This window comes from Halalkalibaculum sp. DA3122 (assembly GCF_043951865.1).
Classification (GTDB): Bacteria; Bacteroidota; Rhodothermia; order Balneolales; family Balneolaceae; genus JAMQKA01.
Map to the genome: position 1 here is coordinate 74,396 of NZ_JBINJF010000006.1, position 16,473 is coordinate 90,868.

13 protein-coding genes are annotated in these 16,473 nt (G+C 49.8%); 5 read left to right on the top strand and 8 right to left on the bottom strand.

Features of this window, described 5'->3' with window-relative positions; translation table 11 throughout:
- Positions 1-138: 138 nt before the first annotated feature.
- A complete protein-coding gene (icd, locus tag ACG2F4_RS05885) occupies positions 139-1,386 on the top strand; it encodes an NADP-dependent isocitrate dehydrogenase (protein ID WP_395259286.1) in 1,248 nt (415 codons plus the stop codon).
- Between the two features lie 422 nt (positions 1,387-1,808).
- Here the strand turns inward: icd and ACG2F4_RS05890 are convergent, their stop codons facing one another.
- The 6 genes from ACG2F4_RS05890 to uvrC all read right to left on the bottom strand — a co-directional run bounded on the left by ACG2F4_RS05890 (position 1,809) and on the right by uvrC (position 8,654).
- Complete coding sequence (locus tag ACG2F4_RS05890; protein WP_395259287.1) at positions 1,809-2,387, bottom strand: hypothetical protein; 579 nt, start codon at positions 2,385-2,387, stop codon at positions 1,809-1,811.
- Positions 2,387-3,892 carry a trypsin-like peptidase domain-containing protein gene (locus tag ACG2F4_RS05895; protein WP_395259288.1) on the bottom strand — a complete coding sequence of 502 codons (1,506 nt, stop codon included), beginning with the start codon at positions 3,890-3,892 and terminating at the stop codon, positions 2,387-2,389. The genes ACG2F4_RS05890 and ACG2F4_RS05895 overlap by 1 nt, the downstream gene beginning before the upstream one ends.
- A gap of 44 nt (positions 3,893-3,936) precedes the next feature.
- A complete protein-coding gene (gene recO / locus ACG2F4_RS05900) occupies positions 3,937-4,686 on the bottom strand; it encodes a DNA repair protein RecO (RefSeq protein WP_395259289.1) in 750 nt (249 codons plus the stop codon).
- 371 nt (positions 4,687-5,057) lie between these two features.
- Positions 5,058-5,705 (bottom strand): hypothetical protein, encoded by a 648-nt coding sequence (locus tag ACG2F4_RS05905; protein WP_395259290.1) that lies wholly within the window; start codon positions 5,703-5,705, stop codon positions 5,058-5,060.
- The gene (locus ACG2F4_RS05910) at positions 5,689-6,336 is read right to left on the bottom strand and encodes an RNA polymerase sigma factor (RefSeq protein ID WP_395259291.1); all 648 of its coding nucleotides are present in this window, start codon (positions 6,334-6,336) and stop codon (positions 5,689-5,691) included. Before ACG2F4_RS05910 ends, ACG2F4_RS05905 begins: the two co-directional genes overlap by 17 nt.
- Positions 6,337-6,785: 449 nt before the next feature.
- Positions 6,786-8,654, bottom strand: coding sequence for an excinuclease ABC subunit UvrC (uvrC, locus tag ACG2F4_RS05915; RefSeq protein WP_395259292.1), 1,869 nt, complete (start codon positions 8,652-8,654; stop codon positions 6,786-6,788).
- An 828-nt stretch (positions 8,655-9,482) separates the two neighbouring features.
- Here uvrC and ACG2F4_RS05920 point away from each other — a divergent pair.
- From ACG2F4_RS05920 to ACG2F4_RS05930, 3 genes are all read left to right on the top strand, one after another.
- Positions 9,483-10,178 carry an RluA family pseudouridine synthase gene (locus ACG2F4_RS05920; protein WP_395259293.1) on the top strand — a complete coding sequence of 232 codons (696 nt, stop codon included), beginning with the start codon at positions 9,483-9,485 and terminating at the stop codon, positions 10,176-10,178.
- Positions 10,179-10,194: 16 nt separating this feature from the next.
- Positions 10,195-11,067, top strand: a complete 873-nt coding sequence (locus ACG2F4_RS05925) for a class I SAM-dependent methyltransferase (protein WP_395259294.1) — start codon at positions 10,195-10,197, stop codon at positions 11,065-11,067.
- A gap of 122 nt (positions 11,068-11,189) precedes the next feature.
- Positions 11,190-12,086 carry a hypothetical protein gene (locus ACG2F4_RS05930; protein WP_395259295.1) on the top strand — a complete coding sequence of 299 codons (897 nt, stop codon included), beginning with the start codon at positions 11,190-11,192 and terminating at the stop codon, positions 12,084-12,086.
- Between the two features lie 247 nt (positions 12,087-12,333).
- Here ACG2F4_RS05930 and ACG2F4_RS05935 read toward each other — a convergent pair whose 3' ends face one another.
- Both ACG2F4_RS05935 and rmuC read right to left on the bottom strand, forming a co-directional pair.
- A complete protein-coding gene (locus tag ACG2F4_RS05935; RefSeq protein WP_395259296.1) occupies positions 12,334-12,930 on the bottom strand; it encodes a hypothetical protein in 597 nt (198 codons plus the stop codon).
- Between the two features lie 90 nt (positions 12,931-13,020).
- Positions 13,021-14,415, bottom strand: coding sequence for a DNA recombination protein RmuC (gene rmuC / locus ACG2F4_RS05940; protein WP_395259297.1), 1,395 nt, complete (start codon positions 14,413-14,415; stop codon positions 13,021-13,023).
- 553 nt (positions 14,416-14,968) lie between these two features.
- Between rmuC and ACG2F4_RS05945 the strand changes: the two genes are divergently transcribed.
- On the top strand, positions 14,969-16,369 hold the full coding sequence (locus ACG2F4_RS05945) for an FAD-binding oxidoreductase (RefSeq protein WP_395259298.1): 1,401 nt from the start codon (positions 14,969-14,971) through the stop codon (positions 16,367-16,369).
- Positions 16,370-16,473: the final 104 nt, after the last annotated feature.

The window sequence follows — 16,473 nt, forward strand, 5'->3', positions numbered from 1 at the left end:
CGGTAAGAATAAACCAATTTAACTAAAATATCCTCATTCGGTGTTCATAATCGATCCCGATATACCCTCGTGCACCTGCGCCAAATTTTTGGTATACTTTACATCCGAATTTGAACCCTTAAATATTTAACATTGCCCATGAGTTACGACAAAATTACTCCACCTGACAAAGGTCAAAAAGTCAAAAAAGAATCTGACGGGACGCTTAATGTTCCCGACAATCCTGTTATCCCATTTATTGAAGGTGACGGCATCGGTGTTGATATCACGCCCACGATGCGTCACGTAATCGACAGCGCCGTTGAAAAAGCCTATGACGGGGAAAAACAGATCGAATGGTTCGAAATTTATGCCGGTGAAAAAGCCGTGAAGTTCTACGGAGATGACGAGTGGCTGCCCGAAGATACGCTGAACGCCATCGAAGATTACCTGGTAGCGATTAAAGGTCCCCTTACGACTCCCGTTGGTGGTGGAATTCGTTCGCTCAATGTGGCAATCCGTCAAAAAATGGATCTCTATGCGTGTGTACGGCCCGTGCGCTATTTTAAAGGTACCCCGAGCCCGGTTAAAGAGCCCGAAAAAACCGACATGGTCATCTTCAGGGAAAATACCGAAGATATTTACGCCGGCATTGAATACCAGACCGGCACGGAAGAAAATGAAAAGCTGAAGAAATTCCTGCTCGAAGAGATGGGCGTTACACAGATCCGTTTCCCGGACACCACTTCTTTGGGTATCAAGCCGGTTTCCATAGAGGGAACAAAGCGGCTGGTGCGCTCTGCCATCCAGTACGCCATTGACAACGACCGCGACAGCGTAACGCTGGTTCATAAAGGCAACATCATGAAGTTTACCGAAGGCAGCTTCAAAAACTGGGGATACGAGGTGGCCAAAGAGGAATTTGACGCCGAAGAGTTTGGCGGCGGTCCCTGGTGCAAACTGCCCAACGGTATTGTTGTGAAAGATGTAATTGCGGATGCCTTCCTGCAGCAGATCCTGACCCGCCCCGACGAATACGACGTCATCGCCACCCTGAACCTGAACGGAGACTACATATCAGACGCACTGGCAGCCTGCGTAGGCGGTATCGGCATCGCACCGGGAGCTAATATCAATTACAACACCGGATACGCGGTATTTGAGGCAACCCACGGAACTGCTCCGAAATATGCCGGCCAAGACAAGGTGAATCCCGGCTCCCTGATTCTGTCGGCCGTTATCATGCTCAACTATATGGGCTGGGATGAAGCGGCAGAACTGGTGGTCAACGGCATCGAGAAATCGATCAGCCAGAAACAGGTAACCTATGATTTTGAACGCCTGATGGACGATGCCACGCTCCTGAAATGCTCCGAATTCGGGGACAAGATCGTTGAAAACATGTAGGTCCAAACAAACCTTTGCCTATCCTGGGTGCAAGAGTGTCATTCCAACATTCTTGCACCTTTTTTTATTGAGACTTTCTTCTTCAAAAAGTCCTGGTTCGGAATTAAGAATGTAGAATTTCCAAGGAGGAGCAGATAGGACAAAAAATACAGATCGGTTTTTCCCGGCCTTGAATCGGGGGGGGGGCGGAATCCGAAGCAAAATCCAGTACAGACGCGACATGTCGCGTCTCAACGAACTTCCACGCCTGCGTTGCGCTTGTCCCGGGCGGCTCAGAAATCAAATGACGGAGGGGGGGAACCGGCAGCCCCAAGCCCGGAAAAACGCTGCCCCGCATGACTAATTTACATATAAATATTTTAATGATTGGGGAGAGCTAATCCTGAAAGAAGAAAATGCTGGCAGATAGATGAAGAATGATACTACCACTGTTCAAAGGCCGCCGAATTTCGGAGTGTCCTCCAGGCTTCCCGGTTCGAGTCCATCCGGCTCTCCAGGTTGCGAACCAGCTCCTCTTTTGAAATCGTGACTGCGGCAAATCCCAGGTGGCTGTTCAGATTCCGACTCCGGTTCGCCACTTTATCCGAAACCTTCACAATACCGGAAAGCGATGCTTCTGCATTACGGAGGGCAAAAATAAATTCCGGCGATTCCATCTCACTGTTATCCTGTTCCCGGGCCGCACTCTCGCGGATCGATTCGAGCCGTATGGAGAGATGTTGCTCAAAATTAGCCTTTGCTTTTGTCACCGCACTCCGGGTGGCAGCGGTTGAATCCATATCGACAGCCATACCATATGCAGTAAAGGTGGAATCACTCTCTACAAACTCACTGGTACCTGAAAACCACGCCGGATAAATCGACTCGGTTTGAGGTTCGGGGTCCGATTCCCCCGACGATTCGGATACCGGCTGGGGAGTTGAACATGAAACGGCAAAAACCGCCGCGATCAAAAGTGATACATAAATGCGAAAATCGGGCATTCCAAAAAAATTATCCATTACTCTTTCAATTCATAATAGCCGACAGCACCGTCCGCTGTTTCAACCTGAAGCAGAACTGAACCCCGCCTCTCCAGGCTGCGGTCGATAAGATCCTTTAAAGTTTCCAGATCTTCAACTTTCGTTTCATTTACTTCCAGGATTTCATACCCTTCCTTCAACCCGCGCCGCCCGGCTTCCGACTGCTCCTCCACTTCAGTAATGATTAAATCAAATCTGCGGGCATCTTCCGGCTTGGAGAGCGCCATCACTTTAAAACCGAGAGAAAACGAACCGAACTCCACCCCGTTGCCATATCGGCGGCCCTGTTCCTCCTCTTCAGGCTCAACCTCCGGGCTGCTGTCGGAGTCAGAAAAGAAGCTTCGGCCGGCCGATTCCATGCTTCCGAGCTTCACGTTACGATCGAATTCATCCCCGTCACGCCAGATTTTAAGCTTCACGATATCTCCGGGACTCAATACGGCGATCTTTTCCTGCAGTTCATTTGACTCATTTACTTCCTCGCCGTCTACTGCCAGCACCACATCCCGCACTTCAAGTCCAAACTTTCCTGCAGCCCCGCCCTCGGGCACAGCAGAGAGCATCACCCCGCGGATTTGTTCCATCCCCAACTCCTCGGCCAGCCGGTGATCTACGCCCCGTATACTCACTCCCAGCATGGCGCGATGCACTTCCCCGTACTGGATAAGGTCCCGGGCCACCTTTATTGCCAGGTTGACCGGAACGGCAAATCCATACCCCTGGTAAGTTCCACTCTGTGAAGCTATAGCAGTGTTAATACCAATAAGCTCACCACTGGTATTGACCAGCGCCCCCCCGCTGTTGCCTTTGTTTATGGCTGCATCGGTCTGTATAAAACTTTCCACACCCAGCTGATCGTTGATTACCTGCAGGTTACCCCGTCCCACCGCGCTTACGATACCGGCTGTCACCGTGGAACGAAGACTGCCAAAAGGATTGCCAATGGCCAGCACCCATTCCCCCACATTCACATGGTCGGAATTTCCGACGGTGATGGAAGCCAACTCCTTACCGTCAATCTTGATCACTGCCAAATCGGTCGTCGGGTCCTGCCCCACCACCCGCGCTTCATACATACGCTTGTCATTCAGGGTCACTTCAATTCCATCCTGCACCGCATCATCAATAACGTGGTTATTGGTCAATATATAGCCGTCCCCGGAGATCAGGACCCCCGACCCGACGGTGCGCGCCTGGTGCGGCATAAACCGATCCCAAAATCCTTCATCACGATCGTGATCCTCATCGTCGGGGATATTGGACCCATTGATCGGGATGACCGTCTCGATATAGACTACCGTGGGCTTGACCCGTTCAGCCACCGATTTAAATAGGAAACGCGCATCCATGCGCTCCAGCTGCTGTTCGGGGATCAGCGGCTCGCTGCTGCGCTTTACCTCCGTCACATTCACCTGTGCATGATCGTTGATCCAGACCCCCTGCTGGTAGAGCGAAAAGATCGTACCGATAAGAATGCCAGTCAACAGCAGTAACAAACCGGTGAGATATCTGTTACGGGAAGTCATAATTAATCCTGCAGTAATTGTTCAAAAATAGCATCCGATTTCCGATCCCGGAATCCTTCAACATGAAATTTGAAGTAGCGATCCAGGTGTTCAACCAGCTGTTTTAGTTCCCCGGTTGCAAAATCCAGTTTCAACAAACGGGAACTTCGGGCTTGCAGGGCCAGTCGCACATATCTGAACTGGTTTTGCGTCAATTTATAGGAGTACGAGGCCGCACTTTCCGTAGAAATAAGCCCCGTTTCTAAATTAAAGTAATATTGAGGCTGCGGCGTTTCCTCGTTCCCGTTTTTCAGATGCAGTTGCAGCCCGTGACCCGCCAGTTCAGCAAGCCGGATCTGCAGGTAGGGAAAGATCTGCTGCGGAGGTTGATCCGTTTGGTTCAGCCACAGGACAAACCGCTTTCCCACCTCAAACATCGGTTCATTAACCTCCTCTTCATGCAGCAGCTGCCCCATCAGCTCCACCGAAGAAGTCAGCGTTGCCATTTTTTCAAAGTCCGACCGAATCGAAAATGTTTTTTCCAGATAACTCGCCTCCGAAAGCGTCTGCACCGACCGCGACGCTTTATAGTAATAAACCACATCCAGCAGATTCCCCACCTCCATCAACCCGGAAAACTTGCTTTTGGGTTTCTTTACCCCGCGCACCATCACCGCAATTTTGCCGTGAGCCTCGGTAAAAAGCGTAACTATTTTGCTCGATTCCGAGTAGTCAACGGTTCGAAATACTATGGCCGAGGTGTGTACAATCACATTGTCAGTTGTCAGTTGTCAGTTGTCAGTTGTCAGAGGCTGCTTAGTTCTGTGGTCTGAGTCAAATATCTATATTGCTTAATACATAAATAACTACGTGACGCATATTTTTTTAAAACTAACGATAATCCTATTCTTTTCTATCACAAATAAAACACTACGTATCGGTCGGGGGTGCAACTCCCTCTCACCCCATCAAATTTATAGTTAAATCGTAGCACTGCTTTGAATTTCGTTTTGTGAAGCAGCGCTATGCATTATATTCATTATTTCATTAATCACTGCTCACTGACACACTCCTAAATTATACCCTAAAATAAAAAATGCAGCCCCTAAGCTGCATTTTTTATTCAAAATATTTCAGAATCACGTTATTGCTCAGAACCGGTCAACTGGAGCGATCGGGTATTTGAATTCATATCAAGGGGATCGTCAATCGGCTTCAGCTTCCGTGTCATTGTATTCAGGATAGAATCGAATTCCGCCTGGTTCTGCTCCCCGAACTGGTCCTGAAACCTCAGAATCTCGTCTCGATCCACCCACGGCTCTACATCACGCACATCCACCGGTTCAGCTTCCATTTCCGCGTTGGCGACTCCAGGCTGGTCAACTTCCATCGAGGGAGAAGAGGAAACCGCCGCAGACGTCGTATTTTCCTGCGCATTCGGTCCGGCCCCATCCAATCCATCCTGGTATAGCAGAACACCGGAAATCAGGCCCGCTGCTACAACTGCGGCAGCGGCCACATATCCAACTCTGTTCCCCCCTAAAGACGGAATAAAACCGGAGTTGTTATTCGGTTTATGTTCGGATGCTTTTCGTAATACATTGCTGGTTACGTGAGCGGGAGGATCCATCACCGGTAAATTTTCATCCAGCTGCTTGAGTGTCTGACGCATACACTCCACTTCGATCAGCAGATCCTCATCTTCCATCATCGAACGCTCCATGAGTACTTCTTCAGAAGGATCCATCTCCTTCATCAGATAGCGAATCGAGGCATTATCGTCGTTCGGCATAATTGTTTTCTTCTTGTTCTTTTTCCTGGTCAAAGAGTTTACGAAGATTTATTAACGCATACCGCATGCGACCTAGTGCGGTATTTATAGAAACATCGGTTAATTCAGCGATTTCCTTAAACGGCATTTCGTAATAATGACGAAGCATGACCACTGTTCGCTGCTCCTCGGGGAGCTCGGCGATGTGCTTCATCAGGCTGCTTTTGGCTTCCTCTTTCTCAAGCTGCTCTTCTGCACTCGCCATATCCTCGTCAGGCAGCCGTTCGTAGAAATCGGTACCTGATTCCTCGTCGTAGTTAGAACTAACGTCAACAAACCGTTTTTGTTTTCTTAAATAATCGATTGTTGCGTTATGGGCAATCCGCATAACCCACGCGATCCATTTGCCCTGTTCATTGTACGTGTCGTCCATCTTGGTGATGACCTTCGTAAAGGTCTCCTGGAAAATATCATCGGCCACATCGCCACTACCCACCATGCTGTAAATATAGGAATAGATTTTGGCCTGATGACGATTCATCAATTCGCTGAACGCCATTTCATCGCCATTCTGCCGGTAGAACCGGACCAGATCTTTGTCGTCCAGCTGTTGATATTTAGAGCTGATATGTTCTGCTTTCTCAAATTTCATAAACTTTTCCTCACGCCTGTTATTACAAATTTTTCGACGTCAATGCAACTGAACCGGCTGAATTTGTTAAAAATTGATGCCTGTTTTTCCTTTGCTCTTCCCAATAACAAAAAATCAGGCTAAATCGATTCGCCATTAACAAAACAGTAAAGCTAGTCAACTGCACCTGTAGTTGGGCTTCCTTTTATACTGAATTATTTATACAGACTATTTTAAGCTGTAAAAGTTTCACGTAAATAAAAGTTTTCCCATCTTACCATAAATGGTATCTGCTGAGGCAGACAATAAATATCACATGATAATGTGATACAGTCTCAATACACGAGCAACAATCTCAATAACTATTTTTATACGATATTTCTCCCTGTTTGGTTTCATTCAGTCTTTACAGGAGATTTTTCAGCACAACAAGCCGCACCAGCAACAGAAACCAGTTCCCAGTTCCCGACTTACTCCTCTTCCGGGTGCCCGTTTTGCTGCTCAAAATACTCATAGACCGCTTCTCCCGTTTTTTGGCCTACTTCCGCCTGGATCTCCCCCTTGTGGGCCTCTTTTATCTTTTTTACCGATCCAAAATGGTTCAGGAGTTTCTGAGCTGTTTTCTGCCCGATACCCTTAATTTCTGTCAATTCGGTTTTGATGGTCCGTTTAGCCCGGGTATTGCGGTGAAAATTGATGGCAAAACGGTGGGCTTCATCCCGTACCTGCTGCAGCAGCTTCAGTGCGGATGAGGTCTTGGGAATCATCACCGGATCCGATTTTCCGGGTAAAAAGACCTCCTCCAGGCGCTTGGCCAGGCCCACTATTTCGCATTCGCCGTAAAACCCGATCTCCCTGAGTGCAGATATCGCCGCATTCAGCTGTCCCTTGCCTCCATCTACGACAATCAGATCGGGAATGTGCTGCTCTTCCTTCATCACCCGCTTGTAGCGGCGAGAGATCACCTCTTTCATCGAGGCGAAATCGTCGGGTCCCTCTACCGTCTTGATATGAAACCGCTTGTACTCGCTTTTGCGCGGGCGGGCATCCACAAAACAAACCATGGATGCGACCGGATCGGAGCCCTGAATATTCGAATTATCAAAGCACTCAATGCGACGGGGCAGCCGATCGAGCTGCAGATGCTCTTTCAGCTCCTCCACCGAGTTGGGAATACGTTTTCGGTCGGCCTTCTTCTTTTCCAGCTTGCGTTCGCCCAGCAACAGCTCGGCGTTCGAGATCGCCATGCGCATAAGCTGCGCTTTTTCACCCCGTTGCGGCCGGTGGATCGGCACTTTCCGTCCCCTCTCCTCCCACAAATACTCCAGCAACGGTTCATCTTCAGGGAGATCGTGGCTAACGTAAACCTCATCGGGGATAGCTCCGGCAAATTGTCCCGTATAATAATCCTCGATAAAGGACTGCAGCATTGCTCCCTCCTCCAGGTGAGAAATATTCTTCAGGAAACGGTGGAACTTCCCGATCAGCTTGCCCTCCCTGACCTTGAATAACACGCCACAGGCCTCAGAGAGCTCTTCATCAACCGTAACCGCATACACATCGCGGTCTACTTTCTTGTCGGCCACCATCTTCATCTTTTTGCTGTATTTTTCAACCGCTTTCAGACTGTCGCGAATACGGGCGGCTTTCTCAAATTCAAGTGCCTCCGAGGCGATCTCCATCTCATCTTTCAGGTCGCGCATCAGCTCGTCGGTGCGCCCGTTGAGCATCCGTTCCACTTTTTGGATGTTGGCGTTATACTCCTCCAGGTCCATCTCCTCGGAGCAGCGATCGAGATAGTCATCAAGGCAGGATCCCCATTTGGGAGCGCCCCTGGTGCGGTTGATATTCTTGGATGAGATGGCACAGGTACAGAGGCCAAAAGTTTTCCTGATCGTCTCCAGCATCCGGCGCATATGCATTACGCTGTCATAGGGACCGATATACTTGCTGCCGTCGCTGATTACGGTGCGCGTGGGAAACACCCGGGGACGTTCTTCATTTGTAATACAGATATAGGGATACGACTTGTCATCCCGGTACATAATGTTATACCGGGGTTGATGCTTTTTGATAAGGTTGTTTTCCAGTATCAGCGCCTCGGAATCGGAATCGGTGACGATGACCTCGAGATCATCAATCTTCGAGACCATCACTTTGATGCGCCCGTCGTGTCCCCGTGAATCCTGGAAATAGGAGCGTACCCGGTCGCGAAGCCGCTTTGCCTTCCCGATATACAGGTGGTTGCCGCCATCGTCTTTAAACATGTAAACCCCGGGAGACATCGGCAGGTGGTCAACCTTTTCCCGGAGATCAATATCTGTAGTTTCACTGCTCATCTGGAGAAATTGGCAAATTTATATCTGTGCACAGGATGTACGAGAATAGAATTGTCATGTCCTTCGTTCAGATCCAAAATATAGAAACATTTTGCCACAATCATCACGGGCTCATTATTCATTATTTGATGTCAGCGATCTGCTAATCAGGGTATCCCCAGACAGGTTCCAAACCACGATATACTCCTATTTTGCAGGATTAAATTTTTGCAGGATTAAACCGGGTCATTCAGATGCACAATTTTTCGCCAACTCCTTCACTTGCATTACATTTGTTACGGATAACCCACCCGTCCAGCCTGCAGCGGTCGTAGGAGCTCGTTGAGACGCGACATGTCGCGTCTGTACTGGAACCTGCTCCGGCTTCCGCGCCCCATCAGGGCCGGGAAAGCGAAGTGTGTTTTGTAACCCACTCCTCTACAGACAGAAATTCACCGGTCAGACATAGTGCATAAATCATAAATACAACCTCCTCCTTCGAAATTAATAATTCTTCATTCTACAATCCTGATCCCAACCGGTGATTTTGGGATTTATTTTTGTTCCCTCAAACGGGATCCTTTTCCTTGACAGCTGATTCCGTTATAATACTCCTGCCCGGACTGAATCGGGGGTGACCGGAAAAATCTATTTGTCATATTTTTAATGGCTAACCCCATTTTTTTCCGATATTCCTCCCCGTGCAAACGGGCGGTGGTCAGCACAGGCATGGAGCTGGCTGGGCGGCGGCAACCGTGGCGCAATCACTTGCCAGCTCCCGGGTTCCGGCCCGACATATGACTGTAACGGGACCTTTGCAAAACCCTCTGTAACATGCATATTTCCGTAATGGCAAAAAAATATACAAGCACAACCCCGCAGATCCCGATCGTTTTTGAGGATCATCATCTCCTCATCATCGATAAGCCCCATGAACTTCTCTCGCAGGAGGACCATACCGGTGACCCTGACGTGGTGACCCTCTGCAAGCAGTATCTCAAGCTGGAATCCGGCAGCGACAGCGATCCCTATCTCGGGTTGGTTCACCGCCTCGACCGTCCTGTTGGCGGGCTGATGCTGCTGGCCAAAAGTTCCAAAGCCGCCGGGCGACTCAGCGATCAGCTGCGGGACCGTACGATCCAGAAGACCTACCATGCCATCGTTCAGGGCACGCCTCCCGCCAACGGGCTGCTTATCCACCACCTGGTGAAAAACAGGAATCGAAACCGGGTGAGGGCCACCGCCTCCACTAACCCGGAGAGTAAAAAGGCGGTTCTTTCATTCCAAAAACAGGATCAAGAAGACGAGCTGGCGTTGCTGGCAATTCACCTGCAGACCGGGCGCCCGCACCAGATTCGCGTGCAGCTGGCTGAAGAAGGTTACCCGGTATGGGGCGACTATAAATACGGAATTCAGCAGCCCGAGGGACGCACCATGGCCTTACGGGCGGTGGAATTGCGATTCGAACACCCCATACATAATAAGGAGGTGCATGTTGCTCTCCCGTTTCCCGGCCATTCTCCCTGGAGCCAATTCAAAAAATGAACAGAGAAGAGCGCCCATGAGACCCGACCAGATAAGCCGGACCGCCGCCTTTGTTGCCATTAAATTCTATGGGCTGACACGCATCCCCCCCTATCACGACTGGTTCGACCAGGAAATTATCCAATTTTACGAGCGTCTTGTTCAGTACCTGCCGCCACCCCTGAACTGGTACCACCAGGCACTGCAGAAATCCTGGCTTCGCAAATTTTTCATCATCTCAGAAGAACTGCTGCTGCCCGGAGACCTCATGCACATTCTTATGCGCAAATATATTATCGGGCAGAAGGTGGAACAGCTCCTCTCGCGGGACTATACACAACTGCTCGTAATGGGAGCGGGCTTTGATCACCTGGCGGCCTTCCATTCGCAAGGCCGTATCCCGTGCTTTGAGATCGACGCCCCGCGGATGTCCTCCATAAAGCAGAACTTCGTGACACAACAGGGGATGCAGAATACGGACCTCCACATCATAAGCCACCATTTCAGCTCCCGGGGCAGCGGTCTCAACCTTGAACAGCTCGATCCGAACCGGGATACCGTCATCGTGGCAGAGGGCTTTTTTGATTACCTGGATCAACATCAGAGCCAACAGATTCTTGAAGATCTGGAAACGTTTTTCCGGAACAGGGTCCAGTTGATCAGCACCATATTTGCCCTTGACGAGCTTTCCGCCGCACGGCGGGCCATCTTCACCGCCGGCGTCCGGATGGTGGGAGAAAAGATTCGTCTGCACCTGTCAAAAAATGAGTTTGAATCCATGCTGGCGGCAGCCTCTTTTACTCCCACCCGGGCGATCGATTCTACGAACATGCTGCAAAAACTGCCAGCACCTCGTCATGTCGACCGATCCGTATTGAACGGATTTTATCTCTCGTTCAGCGAAAAATAGATTTTTATTTGTGATTGGAACACTCAATAACCAGTTGATGTTGACAGATAGGTATTAGACAAACACAAATAAGACAGGCTATATTAAAAAGTCAGCATTAGATCTACTGAGGGGTCAGAAGGATGTCTGGAAGTAATCTTACCAGGAAAGAAGCGTTAGAACTTATCACACCGGTTGTAGATGAGGAGGTTGACGAAGATACTCGTATCGCATTTTTCGCGTATATACAGCAGGATGAATCCGTAAAATCCAAGTATGAGTCCGCCAAACGGCTCAAAAATATTGTATCCACCCGGTGCCCCTGTGCCAGCGCTCCTGATCATCTGAAAAAACGTATCCGGCAATTTTTGCATCAACAGCAGGCGGATGGAGATGACCAGCAGGCGCCGATCTATGACATGCCTCCCGCCCATACCATCCAGGCTGAAGATGCCTCTACATCTCCTGTCGACAACCGCGCCTACCTGTGGAAATATGCGGCCGCGGCAACGCTCCTGATCGCTGCAGTTATTTTAGGTGGATTCCTGTATATGCAGTCCTCCTCCGAGTCTTATAACGTAGAAGAGTATGCCTACGCCCACTTTGTAAAACACAACGGTCAAATGGTGCAGCCGACGATCGCGACCGCCAGCCCGGCAAACGCCGAGCTGGAACTGGCCTCTTCATTTAATATGCCGGTCACAATTCCCGCGCTAAAAAATGCTGATTTCAAAGGGGTGGTGCTGAGCGACTTTGTTCCCGGTTTCGAAACTCCAATGATGGAGTACTACCTGCCCTCGGAAGACCAGTACATCTATATTTTTGCCTTTAATATTGAACAGCTTAAACAGTTTGATGAGCTTAAGCGCAGCGAGGAAGCGGTCAACTCCTGTATCCGGTCAAAAGATTTTCACGTCCGGGATGTCAACGGCAAGCATGTCGTCTCCTGGAAATGGGATGACACATGGTACGCCGCAATCTCCAATCACGATGGCCAAACGCTGGCCTCGCTTGTAGAGCCCCTCGGAGTTAATAATTGATTGGAGGGTCGGGTTTACTAATTGAACAGGGGGGTGGCAACCAAGTGTCTTGCTCACTATAAGAGGACTTTTTAAAACCAGGGGTTTTGCAAAGCCCCCTATAAAATATTGGTTTCATTCCTTTTTAAGGCCGGTACTTCCTCTTTAAAAGAACCTTTCGCAAAGCCGTTATTTGGCCCACCACTGCGGTTTTAAATTCAATCATTTTTTTGAACTTGCAGAAAATCTCCTGGTTTAACCAAATCCTCTAAAGATGAATGCGTGCGGTAATTACGGGCGCAGCGCGACCTGTACCGGGAAGGGACTGAATTTCCATGGTGTAGCCCATCTCCCGGTTGTACTCCCTGACAGATACCGGGGCTGTAATAATATTGTAGGCGATTGTTCCGACCATCAGGGTGCTGCCAACAACAATATTGGTTTCACTGAATGAGACTGAGCTGTTATCCACGCCGAGGGCATCGGCAAATTCGCGGCCAAAAACCTCGCTGGTGGCATCCTGCAGCAAAAACGCCGCGCCCAGTCGTGTCAACGCTCCCAGTCCGCCGCGCAGATAATCATTGGCATAAAAATTTCCGCTTGAAGGACCCACAACCAGCCCATAGATCGCCAGCGAGGCGCCAAGGGTTTCAGCGGTGTTTCCATCAAACAGTTTGACGGCACCATATCCCACGCCAATGGGCATAATGGTATTAATCAACGCCTGGCTGACCGCTTGATTCTCTGATCGCACCTGCCCGTCCGGCATGAATCCACCGGTTTCCGGCTGGGCCCGGGCCACAGATGCGGCTGCAAAGATAGAGAGCGAAAGTACAACTGTAGATAATAAACTAATCGAATTCATAAGGCAGAATATGAGAACAATAAATGTCATTATCTACCGTGCTGTGTTGTGCATGGGCAGTAGAGATAAAATGGTCGCCGCACCTCTCTATTACGTATCACGATCATCTTCGTGCCTGTTGTCCGGCTCCTCATGTTCGAGCAGAGATTCCGGGGATGGCCCGGTCATGTTTTCCGGCAGCTGCTTGCTCGTCTTGGCTCCCAGCTCCCGAAGCATCTCGACCTGGCGGGTCAGGTTGCCATGCCCGGTGGAAAGACGATTCATCGCTTCATTGTAGCTCTCCTGGGTCTGCCGTATCCGTTGACCGATATCCTGCATGCTCTCTACAAAATTCACAAACTTGTCATACAGTTTGCCTCCACGGTCTGCGATCTCCTGCGCGTTCCGGTTCTGGTACTCCTGTTTCCACACGCTGTCGATCGTAGCCAGGGTGGCCAGCAGCGTAGAGGGACTGACGATAACGACATTTTTGTCAAAGGCCTCATAGTAGAGGCTGCTGTCCTGCTGAAGGGCAACTCCAAACGCCGATTCGATCGGTACGAACATCAGCACGAAATCGGGACTGTTGCCGCCATGCAGCTGCTCATAATTCTTGCTGCTGAGTCCCTTGACGTGACTTCGCAGCGAGCTGACATGCTGTTTCAAGGCCGCCTGCCGCTCCGCATCGTCCTCGGCAGAAGCAAACCGCTCATAGGCTGTCAACGATACTTTGGAATCGATTACCAGCCGCTTGTTGTCGGGCAGGTACACCACCACATCCGGGTAAAGGCGACGACCATCCTCGGTTTGATGGTGCTCCTGGATCTCGTACTCGCGCCCCCTGGTAAGTCCCGATTTCTCCAGGATACGCTGCAGGATCACCTCGCCCCAGCTTCCCTGCGTCTGGGATTCCCCCTTGAGGGCTTTTGTCAGATCCTTGGCCTCCCTGGCCATCTGCTGGTTGAGCTCCTGCAGGTGTTTCAGGTGCTGTTCCAGCGAACTGCGTCCTTTGAGATCTTCTTTGTGGGTCTCCTCCACCTTTTGTTTAAACTCCTCCATCTTTTCACCCAGCGGCTTCAACAGCTGGTCCAGCTTCTCCCGGTTCTGCTCGGTAAATTTCTGGGACTTTTCCTCCAGGATCTTGTTCGCCAGGTTTTCAAACTCATCCTTAAATCGATCCTGCAAGTTCTGCATCTCCTCCTTTTGCTCTTCCAGTTTTTCTCTCAGGTTCCCGTTCACCGAGCGGAGTCGTACATTCTCCTTCTCAGCTTCACCGGCCCTGGATTCAGCCTGCTTCAGCTCCTGCCGGGTCGACTCCAGCTGCCCAGCCAGGTTACTGTTGCGCTCCTCCAGCCGGCTGACATCCTGCATCGCCTCCGCGTGCTCGCGCTCCAGTAGCTCGGCCTCCTCTTTGCCAAGGGCCCGACTGCTTTTGAATTTGTAGTGAGCGATGAGGTAGCCGAGGACCAGGCCAATGAGAATAAATACGATAGAAATCAATTCCATTTATGGATTTAAGCTTTAGTGAGGACTTTGCAAAACATTCGAATCATCGTTCGCAGGGAGTTGTACTCCCGCTTTATGTGCTATATGAGATCGGTAATACAACCACCCCCCAACTAAGCATCAGGTGCTGCAAAAGCCTCTTAGATTAAGAGTTCTCTTTGGTGGAAAGAAGTCATTTCTTCAACAGAAGGTAGAAAGTAAAACGTAGAAAGTTTAGTATTTCCAATATTCTCTTGTCTATTGATCTTGCTTTTTCTTTCTCCTCTTCAAAATAACGCATTCACTGGCAGGTGAATGTCACCCCGGAAGTATTCTGAGCGGTTCCCTGGCAGTATAGTCCGAACGTAACAGGAAGGAGCTTATCAAGTATTTTAACTGTGACCTAATCCGGCGGTCAATAGTGCCGAAATCCTTTTAACTATTATTTCTAAATAGTTGTTTTTAATTGTTTTTGCAGTACATTGAATAGTCATTTGCCTGCCTGTTATCCTGCAAGACAACACCCTAAAACGGGGTGGATTTCCATTTCCAACCTATAAATAATGGATACGCCATGCTACATTTAGAAAAAAAATTGATCGAAGAATTAAAAAGTACGATAGCCGGTACTATTATCCTGCCGGACGATCCCACCTACAATAAAGCCCGCACTATCTGGAACGGGATGATTGACAAAAAACCTGCACTTATTGTCCAGGTAGCCGATACACAAGATGTACCTGTTGCTGTTAATTTTGCCCGTAAAAACAGGCTTGAACTCTCGGTACTGGGTGGTGGACACCACATCGCCGGAAATTCGCTGGCTGAAAATGGACTAACCATCGATTTTTCCAATATGAAGAAAGTTCAGGTGGATCCAGAAAAGCGGCGTGCCTACGTGGAGCCCGGAGCCACGCTGGCAGATTTTGACAAAGCCACGCAGGCTCACGGCCTGGCAACCCCCACCGGCATCAATTCCACGACAGGTATGGCCGGGTTGACACTGGGTGGCGGGTTCGGCTGGCTGACCCGCCAGTACGGACTGACAGTCGATAACCTGGTTTCAGCAGATGTTGTGAGTGCCGGCGGTAAGGCAATAAAGGCGAGCGAGGAGGAAAATCCCGACCTTTTCTGGGCTCTTCGCGGCGGCGGTGGAAATTTTGGAGTTGTTACCGGATTCGAATTCAACCTGCACAACATGGGACCGGAAGTTTTTGCCGGCCTGATGGTTTTCCCGTTCCACCAGGCTAAAAACGTACTCAGGCAGTATAATGAATTTTCCCAGTCCGCTCCCCGCGAACTGAATGTCTGGGTAGTGCTGCGTCACGCCCCGCCGCTGCCCTTCCTCCCCGACGACGTACACGGTAAAATGGTGCTGGTGCTTGCAATATTTTACAACGGGGAGGCCGACAAGGGAGAAAAACTTGTGGATTTTCTAAGGGGATTTGGAAATCCGGTTGGCGAACATACCGGGATGCAGCCCTATACCCAGTGGCAGCAGGCGTTCGACCCGTTGCTCACACCGGGACTGCGCAACTACTGGAAATCGCATAACTTTGAAACCGTAACTGACGAGCTTATTGGAAGCCTGGTAAAATTTGCCGGAACCATCCCTTCTCCGCACACTGAAATTTTCCTGGGATCCATATCAGGTCTTCAGAATGAAATACCCGCGGAAGCCACCGCCTACCCGTTGCGTCATGCAAGATATATCATGAATGTCCACGGAAGGTGGGAGGATGAGTCCGACGATGACAGGCTGATCGGCTGGGCCAGAGAAGTGTACAATGCGACCAAACCGTATGCTGCCGGGGGAGCATATGTCAATTTTATGACGGAAGATGAGAACAATGCCGTTGCCTCGGCCTATGGTGCCAACTACGAACGGCTGGTGGCATTAAAACAAAAGTTTGACCCTGAAAATCTTTTCCACATGAACCAGAATATCAAACCGAAACCGATGGCCAGCACGTAACATCCCGGCCCGGGATCGAGCTGGTGGCTCGTCAATCATGAATTAAAAAAGGGCGACCGTTTATGTCGCCCTTGATGCTTAAGGATAATAAAAAATATCACTTT